General features: G+C 60.5%; 17 protein-coding genes. 11 read left to right on the top strand and 6 right to left on the bottom strand.

Annotated features, from left to right (window positions below):
- Positions 1-564 precede the first annotated feature (564 nt).
- The 4 genes from egtD (at position 565) to HT136_RS02925 (ending at position 4,867) form a co-directional block, all read left to right on the top strand.
- Positions 565-1,551: an L-histidine N(alpha)-methyltransferase gene (egtD, locus tag HT136_RS02940; RefSeq protein WP_214197650.1), complete on the top strand. Its 987-nt coding sequence runs from the start codon at positions 565-567 to the stop codon at positions 1,549-1,551.
- The gene (gene egtB / locus HT136_RS02935; protein ID WP_214197648.1) at positions 1,548-2,810 is read left to right on the top strand and encodes an ergothioneine biosynthesis protein EgtB; all 1,263 of its coding nucleotides are present in this window, start codon (positions 1,548-1,550) and stop codon (positions 2,808-2,810) included. The genes egtD and egtB overlap by 4 nt, the downstream gene beginning before the upstream one ends.
- Positions 2,807-4,072 (top strand): MFS transporter, encoded by a 1,266-nt coding sequence (locus HT136_RS02930; RefSeq protein WP_214197646.1) that lies wholly within the window; start codon positions 2,807-2,809, stop codon positions 4,070-4,072. The genes egtB and HT136_RS02930 overlap by 4 nt, the downstream gene beginning before the upstream one ends.
- Before the next feature lie 213 nt (positions 4,073-4,285).
- Positions 4,286-4,867 (top strand): outer membrane protein, encoded by a 582-nt coding sequence (locus HT136_RS02925; RefSeq protein WP_214197644.1) that lies wholly within the window; start codon positions 4,286-4,288, stop codon positions 4,865-4,867.
- Between the two features lie 150 nt (positions 4,868-5,017).
- On the opposite strand, the gene HT136_RS02920 is transcribed toward HT136_RS02925, so the two are convergent.
- Positions 5,018-6,856 (bottom strand): tannase/feruloyl esterase family alpha/beta hydrolase, encoded by a 1,839-nt coding sequence (locus HT136_RS02920; RefSeq protein ID WP_214197642.1) that lies wholly within the window; start codon positions 6,854-6,856, stop codon positions 5,018-5,020.
- A 164-nt stretch (positions 6,857-7,020) separates the two neighbouring features.
- On the bottom strand, positions 7,021-8,187 hold the full coding sequence (locus tag HT136_RS02915; RefSeq protein ID WP_214197640.1) for an aminotransferase class V-fold PLP-dependent enzyme: 1,167 nt from the start codon (positions 8,185-8,187) through the stop codon (positions 7,021-7,023).
- A 163-nt stretch (positions 8,188-8,350) separates the two neighbouring features.
- Here HT136_RS02915 and gtdA point away from each other — a divergent pair, with 163 nt between their 5' ends.
- From gtdA to HT136_RS02880, 7 genes are all read left to right on the top strand, one after another.
- Entirely contained in the window at positions 8,351-9,397 is a 1,047-nt protein-coding gene (gene gtdA / locus HT136_RS02910; protein ID WP_246543303.1) for a gentisate 1,2-dioxygenase, read from the top strand.
- Positions 9,394-10,089 carry a fumarylacetoacetate hydrolase family protein gene (locus HT136_RS02905; protein ID WP_343222088.1) on the top strand — a complete coding sequence of 232 codons (696 nt, stop codon included), beginning with the start codon at positions 9,394-9,396 and terminating at the stop codon, positions 10,087-10,089. Before gtdA ends, HT136_RS02905 begins: the two co-directional genes overlap by 4 nt.
- Positions 10,090-10,094: 5 nt before the next feature.
- Positions 10,095-10,730, top strand: coding sequence for a maleylacetoacetate isomerase (maiA, locus tag HT136_RS02900; protein WP_214197634.1), 636 nt, complete (start codon positions 10,095-10,097; stop codon positions 10,728-10,730).
- Between the two features lie 174 nt (positions 10,731-10,904).
- The gene (locus HT136_RS02895) at positions 10,905-11,675 is read left to right on the top strand and encodes an IclR family transcriptional regulator (RefSeq protein WP_214197632.1); all 771 of its coding nucleotides are present in this window, start codon (positions 10,905-10,907) and stop codon (positions 11,673-11,675) included.
- A gap of 260 nt (positions 11,676-11,935) precedes the next feature.
- Entirely contained in the window at positions 11,936-12,688 is a 753-nt protein-coding gene (locus HT136_RS02890; RefSeq protein ID WP_214197630.1) for a class I SAM-dependent methyltransferase, read from the top strand.
- 148 nt (positions 12,689-12,836) lie between these two features.
- Entirely contained in the window at positions 12,837-14,015 is a 1,179-nt protein-coding gene (locus HT136_RS02885; protein ID WP_214197628.1) for an NADH:flavin oxidoreductase/NADH oxidase, read from the top strand.
- A gap of 30 nt (positions 14,016-14,045) precedes the next feature.
- Positions 14,046-15,410, top strand: a complete 1,365-nt coding sequence (locus HT136_RS02880; RefSeq protein WP_214197626.1) for an MFS transporter — start codon at positions 14,046-14,048, stop codon at positions 15,408-15,410.
- 169 nt (positions 15,411-15,579) lie between these two features.
- Here the strand turns inward: HT136_RS02880 and wrbA are convergent, their stop codons facing one another.
- The 4 genes from wrbA to istA all read right to left on the bottom strand — a co-directional run bounded on the left by wrbA (position 15,580) and on the right by istA (position 19,153).
- Entirely contained in the window at positions 15,580-16,182 is a 603-nt protein-coding gene (gene wrbA / locus HT136_RS02875; protein ID WP_214197624.1) for an NAD(P)H:quinone oxidoreductase, read from the bottom strand.
- A gap of 49 nt (positions 16,183-16,231) precedes the next feature.
- Positions 16,232-16,693, bottom strand: a complete 462-nt coding sequence (locus HT136_RS02870; protein ID WP_214197622.1) for a nuclear transport factor 2 family protein — start codon at positions 16,691-16,693, stop codon at positions 16,232-16,234.
- Between the two features lie 170 nt (positions 16,694-16,863).
- Positions 16,864-17,643 (bottom strand): IS21-like element helper ATPase IstB, encoded by a 780-nt coding sequence (gene istB, locus HT136_RS02865; RefSeq protein WP_132470100.1) that lies wholly within the window; start codon positions 17,641-17,643, stop codon positions 16,864-16,866.
- Positions 17,633-19,153 carry an IS21 family transposase gene (gene istA / locus HT136_RS02860; RefSeq protein ID WP_214197620.1) on the bottom strand — a complete coding sequence of 507 codons (1,521 nt, stop codon included), beginning with the start codon at positions 19,151-19,153 and terminating at the stop codon, positions 17,633-17,635. The genes istB and istA overlap by 11 nt, the downstream gene beginning before the upstream one ends.
- Between the last annotated feature and the right edge of the window lie 26 nt (positions 19,154-19,179).

Here is a 19,179-nt window from a genome sequence, read left to right as displayed (position 1 = left end):
GACACGGCGGTCACAATGCGCATCCAGCGCAAACGCTGAAATTCGTCGTATCGCCCCAGACGCGTGCGCTGAGTGGCCGATCCTTGCAGGTCGGCTGGGCGCTATTCGGAGTGGCGCGCAGAGTGTTTGCCGGCGCTGCGCGGGTCGGGATCACCCTTCCAGCAATTCGATTTGGGTTCACCAGGAACATAACGGCTGGAACTTTGCTGTTCACGCCATGCACAGCGTTGCCTTTCTCCACTCCGGGTCTTGCGATGGTTCCCCTCGATACGATCGCAAGGAAGCCGGTCGGCGGTATGGCCGACAGGGTATCTTGCCCCCGTTCCTTATTTGCCATGCTCGGGGAACCTTTGTCCGTATTTCCCAGAAGGCGTGCGCTGAACGGCCCGGGCGCGCACCGCTGCGTCGCGACCGTTCTGATGCAGGCGGCAAGGACCGCTCCTTCAAGACCCTTTGCAGCCTGCGCGGCTCGTACGCCTGCTCTGCAACTCAGCGCCAGGCGTGGTCAGCGCATCAAGGCGCAACGCCCAAACGCCCCTTCTTTCAATCAAGGAGTATGTCACGATGAGGACGCCGGACACCCTGACACTGGAACTGTGCAACACCGATCGCGCGCCCCGACTATCGGCAACCTCGGATTTCCGGAATGCAGTCCTGAACGGACTGAACCAAACGCCAAAACGCATTCCCTGTCGCTATCTGTACGATTCGCCCGGATCAGATCTTTTTGATCAGATCTGCACCTTGCCCGAGTATTATCCGACCCGCACGGAAAAGGAGATACTGCGTAAAAACGCTGCACAGATTGGCGCCATGATCGGAAAAGGCGCCCGAGTAATCGAACTGGGAGCCGGGTCGGGCGGAAAGGTGGACAGGCTGATGGACGCCCTCCCTGCCCCTTCCTCCTATCTGTGCATCGACATATCTCCCGAGCCCTTGGAGCGAACCGCGCGGGCGATGCGCCAGCGCTATCCGGAAATCGATGTGGCTTCCCTATGCGCCGATTTCCTTGAGGCTGTGGCCCTTCCGGAACAGCCATCCGATGTCGACGTGTGCTTCTTCCCGGGCTCCACCATCGGCAACTTCGAGCGCCCCGAGGCCACGGACTTCCTGCGCCGATGCCGCTCGCTCCTTAAACCGAACAGCCTCATGCTCATCGGCGTGGACCTCAAGAAGCCAGTGCCTCTGCTCGAGAAGGCCTATGATGATGCCGCAGGCGTTACCGCCCGCTTCAGCCTGAACGTGCTGGCGCGAACCAACCGCGAACTCGATGCCAATTTCGACCTTGCACAATTTCGCCACCGCGCGCGCTACGTGAGCGAACCGGGCTACGTCGAGATCACGCTCGTCAGCCAGGCGGACCAGAGCGTAACGGTGGCTGGCAAGGTTTTCGATTTCGACCGGAACGAGCCGATCCATATCGAGAACTCGCACAAGTACACCTGCGATGAATTCATCTCTCTTGCCCGCAATGCCGGGTACCAGTCACTCGGAGTGTGGTCCGATGACTGCGACCTTTTCAGCATACACCTGTTGCGCGCCCAGCCATGAACGCCGTGCAACATGATTGCGAATTCATCCGCGCGCTATTTGTTCGCGTGCGTACGTTCACCGAAGAACTGGCCCGTCCCCTGACGGATGCCGATGCGACGATCCAATCGATGGCGGACGCTTCGCCGGCGAAGTGGCACCTCGCGCACACGACCTGGTTCTTTGAAACCTTTATCTTGCGCGCCCATGCGCCGGGATACCGCCTCCATCAGCCGTCCTGGCCCTATCTGTTCAACAGCTACTACGAGGCCGAAGGCAATCGCCTCGCGCGCCCGGCACGCGGCATGCTCTCGCGCCCGACCCTGGCCGAAATTCTCGATTACCGACAGGCGGTGAATGCAGCGCTGCTCGAGGCCTTGCCCACATTCTCGCCGCAGGTTCTGATGCTGGTCCAGTTGGGCTGCCACCACGAGCAGCAGCATCAGGAGCTTTTGCTCACCGATATCCTTCACGCGTTTTCATGCAATCCACTCGAACCTGCGCTGTGGTCGCACGATGAGCCCCAAACGCCTGATGATCCCGGTGAAGAGACACCGCCCATCGACTGGATCTCCTCGCCCGGAGGCCTCGTCGACATCGGACACGCGCCGAGCGGCGCCTCCAAGTTCGCTTTCGACTGCGAAGGTCCACGCCACAAGACCTATCTCGAGCCCTTCCGCGTGGCGGACCGGCTCGTCACGAACGGCGAATGGCTCGAATTCATCGCGGATGGGGGTTACCGCGATCCACGCTTGTGGTTGTCCGACGGCTGGACCTGGGTCCAGCGAGAGGCAATCGAGGCGCCCCTTTACTGGCGCCAGAGCGACAATGGTCAGTGGACCCGATTCACGCTCGCAGGCCGTCGGCCGGTCGAACCGAGCCAGCCGGTGACACACATCAGCCTTTATGAAGCCGACGCCTTCGCCAGCTGGGCTGGCGCACGTCTGCCAACCGAAGCCGAGTGGGAGATTTCGGCCGCCCCCTTCTCACCCGAAAGAGGCCAGGCTGCCACCGGCCCGTTCACCGCCAAAGACGCCCGAGGCTTCTTTGGCCGGGTTTGGCAATGGACCGGCAGCGCCTATCGCCCCTATCCCGGGTTCCGCATCGCCGATGGCGCCATAGGCGAATACAACGGCAAGTTCATGAGTGGACAGTTCGTTCTGCGTGGGGCGAGCCACGCCACACCCTGCGGGCATTCCCGCGCGACCTATCGCAATTTCTTCTATCCGCACCATCGCTGGCAGTTCACGGGGCTGCGCCTGGCTCGGGACGGCGCATGACACGACGGCAGCTGTGGGCGATCGTGGCGGTTGGCCTCTCGACGATCGTCGAATGGTACGATTTCACACTGTGCCTCTACTTTGCCCCGACGCTGGCGCGCATCTTTTTCGGAACCGGCCAAGACGCGCTTTTCGATACTCTGGCCGGTTTCGCGATCGCCTATCTCATGCGCCCCGTCGGCGCGATCATGCTTGGCCTGTTTGGCGACCGCTTCGGACGCCGCCCTGCCCTGCTTCTGTCCATGGCAGGAATGACGATCGCCATGCTCGGGATGGCGGCACTGCCCACCTATAGCCAGATCGGCTCGCTTGCAGGACTGGGCCTGATCGCAATGCGCTGCCTGATGGGGCTGAGCGTGGGCGGCGAGTATACCGCGGTCGTCAGCTATCTCTACGAAACCGCGCCGCCACATCGCCGGGGCCTGGTGACATCGTGCGCGGCGGCCGCCAGCGAACTCGGCGGTTTGCTCGCTGCGACCGTTTGCGCCTGGCTGGCGGCATCGCTCGGCGCATCCGAACTGGCAAGCTGGGGGTGGCGGATCCCCTTCGTCGTCGGCGCGCTGCTTGCCGGTATGATCTGGCTGCTGCGCAGCACAATTGGCGAAACACCGCAGTTCCACCTTCCGACACCCGGATCTGAAGGCGCACATCCACTTCGCTCCGTCCTGCGCCATCACGGCGGTGCGGTTGGAACCGGCTTTGCCATCTCTGCACTGGGATCGATCACCTATTACGTGGGCGTCACCTACATCCCCAGCTTTCTCGAAACCGTCGGACACATCGGCCAGCCTGAAGCGCTGCACCTCTCCAGCCTTGCCGCCGTCGCAATCATTCTCGTCACGCCGCTCATCGGCTGGGCGTCGGACCTCCTGGGCCGCAAGCCCGTCCTGCTTGCCCTCGCATTCGCCGCTACGGTCCTTCCGGTTCCCCTGTTTTCCACCATTGGACGCGGACCTTATGAACTCGTGCCGATGTCCATATTCGTTCTGGCCGTGCTCGCTGGCGGCGTGAGTGCGGTGGGCGCTGTGGCAACCGCCGAAGTCTTTCCGAGTTCGGTTCGGCTCACCGGACTGGGTCTCGGCGCGACGCTCGCCACGGCGTTTTTCGGAGGCTTTGCGCCGGTCATTGCCCACACCCTTCAAACGCGTACGGGCTCTGCGCAAATGCCCGGGATCATGATTTGTGCAACTGCGGTTTTCGCGGCATTGTGGCTGCTGAGGATACGCCTGCCACGCCCCCTTGACGACGAGACCTCGCCATAACTGGCGCTCGTGCCCGACGAGAACTCCTGACTTGCCAACGCATCACTCTCCTTTCGCGTGGAAGGCCTTGCGCACCTTCGGCATTTGCACACCTTGTGGGCGTTTCGATTGTCTCCTGGAGGGAATCGATGTGTCGCTCCGGTTCGGAATTATGCAACCGCATATTTGTCGCCATATGCGCCCTGTTCAAAGGAAACAGGAAGGAATAATTCCATGAAGACGTTCTTCGCAGGACTGGCCGCAGCGGCTTCGCTCTTCTCGGTCGCTCCGGCCTTCGCCGATACGTTTGCCGGGCCCTACGTTGGGGCCGAAGCCGGATGGAACGAGGATCGCGTGCGCGGTGCCGACACCGACATCGGCGATATGGATCTGCGCGACAACCGTGATGCCTTCGTCGGTGGTGTTTACGCCGGCTACAACTACAAGGTCACGCCTCAGGTAGTGGTCGGCGCGGAAGCCGGTTTCGACATGGGCGCGGACGACAGGTTGCGCGGCAATGGCAACACCATCGATCCGAACTATTCGTTCGATGTAGCGGCGCGCGCAGGTTATCTCGTCACTCCCCAGACCCTGCTCTATGTCCGCGGCGGCTATGAGAACATGCGCGCGCGTGTTTCCAACGGCCTTGTCGAAGGCCATGATACCTTCGACGGCTGGAGCGTGGGTGGCGGCGTCGAACGAGCCATCACCGACCATGTCAGCGCCCGCCTTGAGTATCGCTATTCCGATCTTGGGAACAATGGCAACGACTTCGACCGGCATCAGGCACTGTTCGGTGTAGCCTACAACTTCTGACCCCCGCGTGCCGCGGCCCCTCCTCCCTTGAAGCGCGGCACGAAACAAACGAGCCGGAAAAGCCAACGGGCTTTTCCGGCTCGTCCTCGCTCGGGGATGTCGAGGTCGATGCAGTCCTGAACTCGGCCAGGCCTGCTCAATCGCCCCTTCTTATTGGCACGTATAGCTTTCCGCCTGCAACGGGCTCTTCCCCGTAAATTTCGGGCTTTGCGGGTAGACACACAAGGCAGCCGTTACGCCAGGATCACTCTTGGCCGCGATATCGTAACGCCCCGGCGCCTCGCCATGCTCGACCCACCGGGTCAAACGCGCGTACAGCTCGTCGTGATCGGGCAGCGGCAGGATCGCATCAGGGTTGGCCGTGCCATTGGCGAAAGCGTGGCTCATGCCCGGCACCAGGTAGAAACGAAAGAACTTCTGAACGCTCTGGCCCCCGCCCATTTCGTGAAGGACACGGTTATAGTAGTTCAAGGAACCTTGCGAGGGGATCAGAACGTCCGCGAGCCCATGGTACATGAGCATTTTTCCGCCGTGATCCCGAAAGGCGTAAAGGTCTGCACGATCCGTGTTGATATCGGCAAACTGATCTTGCAACTCTACTCCGCGATCGAATGCACGATTGAGATCCTCATAGCTCAGCGTCTTCCACCCATTCTCGCCATTGCTCACGGCGTTGACGAACCCTGTCGATGCGACCTTGGGATCGCCCAGTTCCAGCGCCACCAGATCCGAGGCAATGGTAAACGGCGTCTCGCCGGCGAGCGCGCGCAGCTCCGTTCCGCGCGTCAAGGCAAACCAGCGCTGATTGCCTCGCGGAAAAATGCCGAACCCGTTATCCACGTTTGGATCAGGAGCGGTACCATCCCGGGTAAGACCGTACCAGATCTTGTTGAAAGCCTGAGCCTCGACCGTTGTAAGACAGCCTGGCTCCGGCCCTGTTCCACCAGCACTGGCGCAAAGCACAGCGCGATCCGTAGCCGGATCGTAGCGACAGTTCGCGGGGTCTGAAATGTAGCCTAGGTGCACGCCGCCCACGACATCGCAAGCCTTGATGGCGGCGTTGGAGACGAATGCAAGCTGAGCCGCGGTGAGGTGCTTGCCTCCCAGGTCACGCTGCATCACGATTTGTGGATAGAGTTCGGTGGTGATAAAGCGCGTCCAGTTGATCGCTGGCGCTCCGACCAGGATGCCATCGAAATCGTCGGGATGGGCCTGCGCTTCCTTGAGCCCCTGTCGCCCTCCGGTCGAGAACCCATCCCAGTAGGCGTAGAGAGCAGGCTTGCCATAGTAGGCTCGTGCAAGGGCCTTGGTCTTGACCGCCATTTCATGCAGGCTGCGTTCGGCGAAATCCCGCCAAAGAGCGACATTTATCTCGCCGTCCGGCAGCATCGCGAAGGATCCATTGCCACCGGCAAGGTTCAGGTTGCCTTCCTTGCGCATGGAATGACCGGTATCGGTCGTCGCAGACACAGCGCCTTCGAGGGCTGCGATATCTGCGGAACCTCCAGCTATGCCTTGATCGTCGATGTGGGCAAGAGAGCCCTGCCCTCCGCCGGCCCAGCCGCCACCGCCCTGGACGTGGATTCGACGATTCCAGTGCGCCGGTGTGGGGAGCCAGATTTCAATGCCGATGCCCTCGGATGTCGATGGAGCATCTGCCGGACCTGGGTTGCCCGGCCCGACCACCAACTTTACGAGGCACAGGTCAGCTTGAGCCACCCTTGGCGGGGCGGTTTGTGAGCTACCATCGCCTTGCGCAGGGCCGGACTGCTGATCCCCGCCGCCCAGCACAAGCGGCGCTCCTTTGGAGAAGGGTTTGACAAGGACGACACGTGTCTGTTCATCCGGCCGAAATCGGCTCGCCAGCGTCGCATCGCAAGCAAGCGGTTGTTCAACTGATTTGCTCTGCGCAGCATGGGCGGCGTTTGACGACAAGGCGTGCAAAACCCCCGACGCCAACAGCGCCGCAAGCCCCTTCTTGTTTTTCATCCTGTTCCCTGACCTGATTTCACGAACAACAGCCCGTTCAACGGACTGTGCGCGAAACATGTAGCCAGAACCAACGTATGAGATTTGGACTATTTGGGCGCAATTGTCGAAACAGGACGATTAAAATCAGATTGCGCCGCTTCCACTGCGAGAACAGGCCTTTCCTATTCCAACTTGCGCAACGCCGAGACGAGAAGCGCCAGATCGTCATCATCCTGGTAAAGTCCAAAACCAATCCTCAGGATATCCCCACGCACGTCCGTAACGATGTCCTGCTGCAAGAGGGCGCTTTGCCATCGAGAAGCAAGAGGATGCTCGAAGGCGAGAAAGCGAGCCTGCTTCGCTGGCCCGGGACGGTTTCGCAGCCGTGCGGATCCCAATGGCGAATGTGAAATCTCAGTCAGAAGTGCATGCGCATGGCGGCTGGTAAACCGGTTCTGCAGACCCGTATCAATGCCTTCGCGCTCGAGCATCCCACGCACCGCGACAAAGCGATAGAGACCGGACGGATCGAAAGTGGCACCCAGAAATCGCCGGGCATCGCTATGATAGGCGACGGGTGTCTCGAGGCTCCGGTCAAGGACGTCGTATGCGAACCATCCTGTATTTTGCGGCCGCAGGGCAAAGCCAGACGGCGCATGGAGAAAGGCAACCCCCTCGCCGGACATTGCATACTTGTAGCCACCGGCCAGATAGAACACCCGATCGGCAACGGATGACAGATTGGTCTCTACGGCCATGAAACCGTGATATCCATCCATCACCACCCATGGTCCTTGCGGTGCCGCGAGCTGTGCCAGCGCCTCAAGGCCGGTAAACACCTGCCCTGTTGCGAACATGACCTGGCTTATCCAGATCAGATCATGTTCGCCACTGCGCGCCCGGTCGAGCAAGCGCGCTGCGAAGAGTTCCATATCGCCGCTCTCGATCGGAATTTCTTCGACGACTACGGTTCCCGCTTCCACCCACCGTGCGGCCTGGCGCCGAAAGCTGTGAAATTCACCAGCCCCGGTGAGAATACGGACAGGGCGGCGCGGCCAGGCGGACACGATACGCACCAGCAAGTCGTGCGTGCTGTTGGCAAAGGCGATGCTGGCACGATCCGGCAGGTGCAGTTCATCGGCGATGTATCCCTGTGCCGTTCGCCACAGATCGCCCAGCACGTAGGCCCACTTGCGCTCGGCCAAGCGAGCGCCGTCACTCCAGCAGGCCATTTGTCCATCAAACGAGGCGTCCGGCCAGAGGTGGTGCGCATGAGCGGCAAAATGCACCCGACCTGGGGCAGCTGCCAAGCTTCTGGTGAACAGCGATTTGTAGGATTTTCGGGTCATCGCGACGACCTCGCACAGTCTGCGCCGATGCGTCCACCGGTTTGCCCCATTCAAGCCCCGGCATATCGCCAAGGGTGCACCCGATGCGACCAAAATTCACCATTGTGAAATTCATTCCTCACTGATACACGGCAATCAACAAATGTGCGGTAGAGGAATCTCAATGTCCCTGGCCAACGAGCAAAAGCGGCTGCTGGAAGATTTGTACGAGCAGATGGCCCCAAATTTTCTGACGCCGTTATGGGAAATGCTGGCAACACTGGTGAAACCGGAGCCATCTTCTCCTGCTGCCAGCCATCGCTGGTCCTACCGCGAAATGCGCGACTTCCTCCTTCGCGCAGGCGATCTCATCAGCGCGGAACAAGCAGAACGCCGGGTCCTCATTCTCGAAAATCCGACACTCCCCGGCCTTTCGGCGATAACGCCCAGCCTGTACGCCGGATTGCAGATGATCTTGCCGGGCGAGATCGCACCGGCTCATCGCCATTCGCAGTGCGCCCTTCGTTTCGTGATGGAAGGTTCGGGCGCCTTCACATCCGTGGGCGGGGAGAAGGCAATCATGAACCCCTTCGACCTGGTTCTCACACCGGGCGGCGAATGGCATGATCATGGCAACCCGACCGACATCCCGATGATCTGGCTGGATGGCCTCGACATTCCGACGGTGCGTTTGTTCGACGCCACTTTTGCAGAGCATCTCGACTCGAAGGTCCATCCCGAAACGATGCCTCCTGGATCGAGCCTCGCGGCCTACGGTCAGAACATGCGGCCGATGCACGGGCATACCGCCGATTATCGCCCCGTGGCCCAACCGCTGTTCCACTACCCCTTCGCGAAATGGCGCGCCGCGCTCGATGGGCTGGCGCGAACATCGCCTATCGATCCTCATCTTGGGCACGCGCTTGAATTCCTCAATCCGGCCGATGGTGGCGCGATCATGAACACGATCTCGGCGCATGTGCGCCTGCTTCCTGCAGGCTTCAGCTCCGCGCCGCGCCAGTCGACCGACGGCACGATATTTGTCGTTGTCGAGGGTGAAGGAACCGCGCAGGTGGGCGAACGCGAATTCGCGCTCATGCCGCGTGACGTGGTGGTGGTGCCCTCATGGTCGAAGCTCGGCCTCGAGGCCCGCAAGGACCTCGTTCTGTTCGGCTTTTCGGACAAAGTTTCCCAACAAAAACTTGGCCTTTACAAGGAGAAGTGTGCGTGAGCACTATTTTTGAGCCGACCCCATCGGTCCTCGCGAAGACGACTGACGGGCGCGACTACCCTGTCCGCCGCGTGTTTTGCATCGGCCGTAACTACGCTGCGCACGCGCGGGAAATGGGCAAGGATCCGGACCGTGATCCGCCGTTCTTTTTCACGAAGTGGGCGGAAACCGTGGTTCCGTCGGACACGACGATCACCTACCCGACGCAAACATCGAACTTTCACTACGAGGCCGAACTTGTCGTGGCTATCGGCAAGAGCGGGGGCTCCATCGCCGAACAGGACGCTGCAGATCACATTTTCGGCTACGCGACCGGGCTTGATATGACGCGCCGCGACCTGCAGCTCGAAGCGCGGGAAAAGGGCCGTCCCTGGGACACCGGCAAGAACGTAGAACAGTCTTCGCCGCTGGGCCTTATCGCTCCCGCCTCCGAATGCGGTCATCTTTGCTCGGGCCGCATTGCGCTTACCGTCAATGGGGAGGTCAAGCAGGACGCCGACCTTGGCGAACTGATCTGGGACGTTCCGGAGGTAGTCGCCTACGTTTCGCGCTACTACACGCTGGAACCTGGTGACCTGATCTACACCGGGACACCGGCAGGGGTCGGGGCGGTCGTACCCGGCGACATCGTGACCGTCACAATCGAAGGTCTACCAGACTGCACCGTCACCATCGGTGCGAAGGCTAACTGACCAGCATGAAGCTGCACGGCTTTCATCGCTCGACAGCGTCCTATCGGGTTCGCATCGCGCTTGCGCTCAAGGGCATTGCGCATGAAAATGCGTACTATGTCTTGCGCAAGGGCGATCAGCGCACCCCGGCCTATCTCGAGCTCAATCCGCAAGGGCTCGTTCCGTCGCTGGAACTTGATGACGGATCGGTGCTCACCCAATCGCTCGCCATCTGCGAATATCTGGACGAGACGAGGCCCGAGCCCCCGTTGTTGCCCCATACGGCCCACGACAAGGCGAAAGTGCGCGCTCTCGCCCAGGTCATTGCGTGTGACGTGCATCCGGTACAAAATCTGAAAATCCTGGCGCGATTACGCGAGTTCGGGGTGGATGAGGCTGGCGTGGAACAGTGGGCTCGAACCACGATCGAGGAAGGTCTGCATGCGTTCGACGTCCTCATCGCCGATTGTGCCGGCACGTTCTGTTTCGGCGACCAGGTAACGCTGGCCGACATCTGCCTCGTTCCGCAACTCGCCAATGCCGCACGCTTTGGGGTCGACTATGCACAAAAGTGGCCGCGCCTCGCCCGCATCGAGAAGGCCTGCCTTGCGATCGGTGCATTTGCTCAGTCGAAGCCGGAAGCCCAGCTCGACGCCATCTAAGGCACCGGAGATGACCTCCCAGCGGGGTCGGGGAGTGCCTTCGCAGGCGCTTCCCGACCCGAATGTCATCGCCCCAAGCTGTGTCCATCTCGTCGAACGGACCGCAGGAGCGCTTGACGCGGCGGGGAGAGGCGTAAAGAAGGTCCCTTTTCGGGAAGAGGGCTTGGGAAGGCTTTGAAAAGCGATCAGCCGGAAGGCCGCCGACGTGGTATCCAATCCGTCGAAATCGGACTAAGGATACTCAAATCGCTGGCAGGGCTAGGTATGGCTTCGCCATTGGGGGCGATCGCCCAAGCCTGCGACATGCCCACGCCGCAGGTTCACCGCTATCTGCAAAGCCTTATCGCAGAAGGCATGGTCCAGCAATTAGCCGATTCCGGCCGGTATGATCTTGGTCCCGCTGCACTCTCGCTCGGGCTATCGACTCTGGCCCGTGTCGATGCCTTCAAACTGGCCGACGCCGCCTTGGGAGATTTCTCACAGCGAACCGGCCTCACCATCCAAATGGCAGCCCTTGGTCCGCAAGGCCCGACGATCGTCCGCTGGATCATGGGCCGCCCTCCGGTCATGACCTCGTTCAACGTCGGGACCGTGCTGCCCCTACTGGGATCGGCGACCGGACGAATTTTCTTCGCCTTCATGCCGGCAGCTGAAACCGAAGCGCTGATTGCACAAGATCTGGCGACCGGTCACTTCGATGCGCTCGACCTGACAGCTCTGAAAGCGCAAATCTGCCGCCAAGGCTATGCACACGTGGACGGAAATATGGTCCCGGGTCTGCAGGCGACAGCCTACCCTATTTTCGATCTGCAGGGGCGCATTCCGTTGACCGTTACCGTGCTGCAAGCCTTTCGGGGAAAACGCAAGACGCACTGCGCCATCGACGAATTGGGCGACCTGTGCGGCCGTCTAAGCCGGGAGCTGGGTTGGACACCCCAAGCGTAACGAAAATTTGAAACGTTTCATTTCAGGTATTTTCGCAAGAAACCCATTTCTCTCCATTTCAAATGGAGTGTAACTAGCGCTGTGTTGGCCGGATCGTTCATTCCGGCCGCCCCGTGAATTATATTAAATGCTGGCTTTGGAAATCCCTGTCGTCCCGGCAAGGCTGATGTGAAGGGCCTCCGCGTCTTCGCGAATCTTGCTGATCACAACCACACGGTGCGAGCCGGTCCGAAAGTCCAGCAACCAAAGGAGCCTGATTGATGCGACGTATTGTGAAAGCGATGATTGCTCCCATAGCCTTCACAGGAATGATTGGTGTGGCAATTCCCGCACATGCGGGCTCGAACCAGACCCTGGTCGAAGCAGCCCTCGCCAACCCGGCCCGCACCGATCAGAAGGACGATGATGCGAGCCGCGAGGCCGAGCAGGTGCTCGAGCTTTCCGGCGTCAAGGCTGGTGACAAAGTCATCGATTACATTCCCGGGACTGGCTACTGGACCCGCATCTTCACGACGATCGTCGGCCCCTCCGGCCATGTCTATGCACTTTGGCCAGCCTCTGCCGCCAAGTTTGCGACAGAGGCCCTCCCCGCGCTCAAAGCGCGCAAGCTTTCGAATGTCGATGCGCAGGTCCAGTCCGGAAACCTGCCCGACGTGCCTGAACCTGTAGACTTGTTCTGGACGGTCCAGAATTACCACGACGTTGCGAACGGTGGCGGAAAGGAGGCGCTCGATGCCTTCAATGCTGCCGTATTCAAGTCGCTCAAGCCAGGCGGGGTGTTCATGATCATCGATCATGCCGATGCCCCCGGTTCTGGCCTGTCGGGAACTTCCACCAAGCATCGCATCGACAAGCAAGCGGTCATCGATGAAGTCGAAGCGGCAGGGTTCGAACTTGTTGAGCAGTCCACAGCTCTCCAAAACCCGCAGGATGATCACACGAAGGCGGTGTTCGATCCGGAAATCCGGGGCAAGACGGACAAATTCACACTCAAATTTCGCAAGCCCGCCTGACCGTCCATTTCCCATTCACGTAATTTGCCAATCCAACGCTGCACAGGCGGCGTCGGATTGGTGCGTGTCGGACACGCCCCTGATACCGGTTTAAAGAAAGACACCTGCGACTTCGTGCTTTCTGGCCACAAGAAGATGTTTCTCCCATATGCCCCCCATTCAGCTCCCCCTTCTCCTGAGCCCTCTCACCCTTCGCACGATCACCGCCAAGAATCGGATCATGCTCTCCCCGATGTGCCAGTATTCCGCCGGCCCAGACGGTGTCGCGGGCGATTGGCACTTCGCGCACCTGGCCAAGTTCGCTCTTGGCGGTTTCGGTATCGTCACGACGGAAGCGACAGCCATCGCACCTGATGGACGGATTTCCTGGGGTGATCTGGGCTTGTGGAACAACGACCAGATCGCCGGCTTTCGACGGATCACGGATTTCATTCGCTCGCAAGGCGCTCTTTCCGCAATTCAACTGGCTCATGCGGGGCCCAAGGCGGGCAGCCAGCGCCCCTGGGAGGGCAAGGGGCCGCTCGGACCAGAGCAGTGGAACAAGGGGGAAACCCCGTTCGCATCTGTTGGCCCCGGTGATTTCGCACTCGAAGCAGGCTATCCTTCGCCCCATAAATTAGACGAAGACGAGATTCCGTCGATTGTCGATGCCTTCGCGCAAGCCGCGCTGCGCGCGGACGCCGCCGGGTTCGACATCATCGAGATCCATGCGGGGCACGGTTATCTTCTAGCATCGTTCCTCTCCCCCGTTTCGAATACCCGCAACGATGGTTATGGCGGTGATAGAGCGGGCCGAATGCGCCTGACCCTCGAGGTGGCCCGGGCGATTCGCAGCAACTGGCCCTCAGGCAAACCGCTGTTCTGCCGCATCTCGACTATTGATGGTGCCCGTGAGGGCTGGAACGTCGAAGACTCGATCGTCCTTGCAAAGGAACTGGCGAAATGCGGTGTCGACCTGGTCGACTGTTCGTCGGGAGGCCTGCGTGACTCGACAGTTCTTGCCAACGCACGAGAGCCTGGATTCCAGGTTCCGCTCTCCGCCTCGGTACGTCATGGTTCAGGTGTTGCAACGGGGGCCGTGGGTCTTATCATCGAACCCGGTCATGCCGAGCAGATCTTGAGCGAAGGCGATGCTGATGTGATCCTCCTCGGCCGTCAGGCCCTCTACGATCCGTTCTGGCCCCACCATGCTGCCCAAACTTTACAAGAGCGCTCTGATTTCGAGGGATGGAATCAGCAATCCGGGTGGTGGCTGAGGCATCGCGCGCGTAGTCTTGATTCCGTCGGACTAGCGCCGAACGGATCAGCCAGACACGCAGCGCGCTGAACACCTCATTCCAGCACATCGCCCCCGAAAATGCACACGTCCAGCGGCATCCGCGCGACAATGCTCGCGGCTTGTCTGGCATTCGGCGTCGTTCAGGTCGATGTCAGCGTCGTCAACGTGGGATTGCCTCAAATCGGCGCTGACTTCCATGCAGACGTCGATGAACTCCAATGGGTGATCAACGGCTATGCGCTTTCCTTTTCGGCTATTCTGCTGATTGCGGGAAGTTGGGCCGATCTGTGGGGGGCAAAGCGCGTATTCAACACAGGCTTTGCGCTCTTCGTTGCCACCTCGGCCGGCTGTGCAGTCGCGCCAGGCTTGCCTGCGCTCATCGCCATGCGGATCTTGCAGGGCTTCGGCGCGGCTCTCATGGTGCCATGCGCTCTGGCGCTCGTGCGGCTGGGATATGAAGATCCCGAAGCTCGCCGGCGCGCCCTCGCCGTATTCGGGGCCTGTGGAGGCCTTGGCATGGGAGCAGGTCCGGTGATCGGCGGAATGATGATCTCGCTTTGGGGGTGGCCAAGCGTATTCCTCCTGAACGTCCCGATAGGCCTCATTGCGATCGGCTTGATCCTGCGGTGGGGTCCGGCCACGCCTGCCACGCCCAAACGCCTGCGGCTGTCTGGGCAGCTTTGGATTGCGATGAGCATCGCGGCCGCCTGCGCGGCGATGACCCAGGCAAGCGCGCAAGGCTGGGGAACCCAGAGCGCGTTCATGGGCATCGTGGCAGTGTTTGCGTCAGGTGCCTTCATCTGGATCGAACGGCGATCAAGCGCCCCTCTTCTCCCCAGCCGACTGATCAAGAATCCGCAGTTGCTCTCCATGCTTATTGCTGGACTGAGTGTGAACCTGACCTTCTTTGGAATGGTCTTTGTACTCAGCCTCTACTTCCAGAATGTGTTGGGCTACGATGCATCGCACGCCGGGTTCGCGTTCGTCCCCCTCACCGCGATTCTCGCTATCTCGAGCATGGCCTCCTCGCACATCGGGCGTTGGCTGGATGGGAAGTGGATTATACTGATGGGCTTTTCGATCGAGATCGTTGGATTTTTGGCCATGGCACGAATAGACGGGGCCACATCACCCATCGCCGTCGATGTCATGCTTCTTCTGATCGGCACGGGTACGGCCATGGCCACACCATCCATCATGAACACGATGATGTCATCGGTTTGTACGGCGGACGCAGGCATCGCTTCCGGGATCATGTCGTCGTCGCGGCAGGTCGGCGGCGTTGTCGGTGTCGCACTCTTTGCTTCGCTGGTTGGCGATGGTGGTTCGACGATGTTCCTGTCCGGAATGTCCCAAGCTGCACTGATTTGCGCGTCGGTGCTCGTCATCTGCGCCGGCCTTGCATTGCTGGCCAGAGCCACAGCGACGCCTTCGCCGCTGTAGCGAAGGGCCAGGTGCGCAATGGGTCCTTTCTTTCACGGGGGGGGTGAGAGGCGAGCAACCCGCGCGCCCCCTTCCTTCCCTCCAGCCCGATTGCGCCACAGTGCGTCCTGGCGCCTCGTCCATGGGCAAGGCGGCAAGACGCACTGGATTTAGATCAACGCAAAGTGGATTAGCTGGCCAGTTTGGCTGCAGTCATTGCGATGCGCCGTCCCTGATAGCGCGCGCCCTCGAGTTCGTCGCCCCCCGGCGCCCGGCTGCCGTCGCCATCGGCAATCGTCGTTGCCCCATAGGGCGAGCCCCCGCGCACCTTGTCGACGCCCATCTGGGCCTGAAAGCCATAGTCGAGCCCAACGATCGTCATCCCGTGATGCAGCAAATTGGTGATGATCGAAAAGAGCGTTGTCTCCTGGCCTCCATGCTGGGTCGCGGTCGACGTGAAGGCCCCGCCGACTTTCCCGACGAGCTTGCCGTTGAACCAAAGGCCTCCCGTCGTGTCCCAGAAGTTCGCCATCTGACCTGGCATTCGTCCAAACCGGGTCGGCGCGCCGACGATGATGGCATCGTATTCGGCCAGCGCATCCGCTCCCGCGATCACGGCGTGGGGACTGTCCGTCTTGAAGCCAGCCGCCTCGACGACCGCCGCAGGAGCGGTTTCAGGAACACGCAGCACATCGACATCTGCCCCCGTTGATCTGGCGCCTTCCGCCACGGCATCCGCCATCTGTTCGATATGCCCATAGGATGAATAATAAAGCACCAGAACTTTGGTCATTTCGGTTTCCTTCTCGTTGGGGATGAAGATTCTCAAGGTCAAAGCGGTTTCAAATAGCGGTGGGGTGTCCTTGTGGATCGCTGTGGATCGTCCATTCCCCGCCGATGTGGAAGCTTTCTGTGGTAGCCAGGGTGTCCTCCATGAATTGGAGATAGGAGCATTTGCCACCCTCGACCCGCGCAAAAACGGCAAACGGCGAAGTCACCTGCTTGCCGAGCACGGTTGAGCGATACGTAAAGCTGCCGAACATGGCCGCATGATGCTGATCGCCGAAAAGCGCCTGCGGCTCGAATGCTTCGACGGTCCAGAAGCGGGCAACGTCGAGGAACGTCTTGACGATGACTTCGGGGCCGTGCCCCGTTCCACACCATGGCATCACGCGCTTGAGCTGCGAATTATCGTAGTTTAGCGAGACGTACGTGACGTCCGGCGATGTCAGGCTCGCTACGTTGGCGAGGTCCGTCGGATTGTCCAGAATAGCCTTGAGAACCTCAACCGGGGTCTGGGGCATGGACCTTCTCCTTTGTTTCCAGCTTAAATCGTCAGTCAATCAAACCAGGATTGAGCGCGATGTGCTTGTATTCGACGAAGTTGTTGATTGCCACTGAGATGTGACCCGGGGTTTCCATTGAGAATTGACCCGGGTGGGTATGGGTTATGTGCTGCCGTATCCTGGCAGGTTCAAGATGCTGGCTTCTCCTTTCTGGCTTTTGGCGCAGCGGTGCTGGCACGGAAGCGGAAGCTGTCGTTTCCGGTTTCCAGGATGTGGCAGTGGTGGGTTAGCCGATCGAGCAACGCGGTGGTCATCTTGGCATCGCCGAACACGCCAGCCCATTCGCTGAAGCTTAGGTTGGTGGTGATGACGACGCTGGTGCGCTCGTACAGCTTGCTGAGCAGATGGAAGAGCATGGCTCCGCCCGATGGGCTGAAGGGCAGATAACCCAGCTCGTCGAGGATGAGCAGGTCGAGACGTAGCAGGCGTTCTGCCAGCTGGCCGGATCGGTTCATGGTCTTTTCCTGCTCAAGCGCATTGACCAAATCGACCGTGGAGAAGAAGCGGACCTTCTTGCGGTGATGCTCGACGGCCTGGACGCCCAGCGCAGTTGCGATATGGCTCTTGCCGGTTCCGGGCCCGCCAATCAGCACGACATTGTCGGCGTTTTCCATGAAGTCGCCCTGATGAAGCTGGCGGACGAGGGCTTCGTTGATCTCGCTGGCAGCAAAGTCAAAGCCAGCCAGATCCTTATAGGCCGGGAAGCGGGCCGCCTTGATTTGATAGGCGATGGACCTGACCTCGCGTTCGGCCATCTCTGCCTTCAGGAGTCCAGCGAGCATCGGCACGGCAGCATCGAAGGCAGGCGCGCCCTGCTCGATCAGTTCGTCGGCGGCCTGAGCCATGCCGAACATCTTGAGGCTGCGCAGCATGACGACGACCGCGGCGCTCGCGGGGTCATGACGCATGGCGAATATCCCTCAGCCTGTCATAGCGAACGACATTGGCCTCGGGCTCCTGCGCCAGGCGCAGCGCCTGAGGCGCATCGATCGGCGAAGCTGGAGGCGCCTTGCCGTCGATGAGGCGATGTAACACGTTGAGAACGTGGGTCTTGGTGGCGACACCGGCCTCCAAAGCCAACTCGACCGCGCTCAACACAGCCTGTTCGTCGTGATGCAGAACGAGAGAAAGTATCTCGACCATCTCCCTGTCGCCACCAGGGCGCTTGAGCAGATGGCCCTGTAACTGCCGGAAGGCTTCGGGCATCTCGAGGAAGGGAGCGCCATTACGCAAGGCGCCGGGCTTGCGCTGGATTACCGCCAGATAATGCCGCCAGTCATAGATTGTGCGTCCCGGCTTGTGATGAGAGCGCTCGATGAGCCGGGCATGTTCGCACACGATCTGGCCTTCGGCCGCTATGACCAGACGATCAGGGTAGATCCGCAGGCTGACCGGCCGGTTCGCGAAGGAAGCGGGTACCGAGTAGCGGTTGCGGTCAAAGGCGATGAGGCAGGTTGGCGACACGCGCTTGATCTGCTCGACAAAGCCATCGAAGGGCCGGCCCAGCGGCATCAGACAGGAAACTTCCTCGGCATGCACATCGGCCAGGGTGCCGGGCATGACGCCATGCTGGATATCACTCCATTGGGCGATGCATTGCTCTTCCAGCCAGGCGTTCAGCTCAGCCAGGCCAGGGAAGCTGGGCATCGGTTGCCACAACCGGCGCCGAGCGTCCTGGACGTTCTTCTCGACCTGCCCCTTCTCCCAACCTGAAGCCGGATTGCAGAAATCCGTCTCGAACAGATAGTGGCTGGCCATGGCGGCAAACCTTGCGTTGACCTGCCGCGCCTTCCCGGTCCCGATCTTGTCGACAGCGGTCCTCATATTATCGAAGATCCCACGCTGGGGCACGCCGCCCAGCACTCGGAACGCCTGCGTCAGCGCGTCGAACAGCATCTCATGGGTCTGGAGCAGATAGGCGCGGACGATGAAGGCGCGGCTATGCGCCAGTTTGGTATGGGCGACCTGCAGCTTCGTGGGCTTGCCATCCAGCACGGCATAGTCCTCGCTCCAGTCGAACTGGAACGCCTCGCCAGGCTGGAACATCAGGGGCACGAATGTTCCACGCCCGCTGGTCTGCTGCTCATATTGCAGCTCGGTCCGCCATCGTCGGGCAAAAGCGGCAACCCGGTTATAAGAGCCATCGTATCCCAGCTTTAACAGATCAGCATGCAACTGCTTGGCAGTCCGCCTTTGTTTACGGGACTTCTTGGATTCCACTCGCAACCAGGCCGTCAGCTTCTCGGCGTAAGGGTCGAGCTTGCTCGGCCGGATCGGAACCTTGAAGCTCGGCTCAATCGCGTCAGAACGCAGATATTTGCGGATGGTATTGCGGGACAGGCCGGTCCGCCTCTTGATCTCCCGAATGGAGATCTTCTGCCGGAAATGCCACCGGCGGATCACACTGAGTAAGTCCATGTTGATCACTCCACGACCCTCCGACT

This window comes from Novosphingobium profundi, assembly GCF_018491765.1.
Lineage (GTDB): Bacteria > Pseudomonadota > Alphaproteobacteria > Sphingomonadales > Sphingomonadaceae > Novosphingobium > Novosphingobium profundi.
Note: the sequence above shows the minus strand (reverse complement) of the source record. Positions and strands in the feature narration are given on the sequence as shown.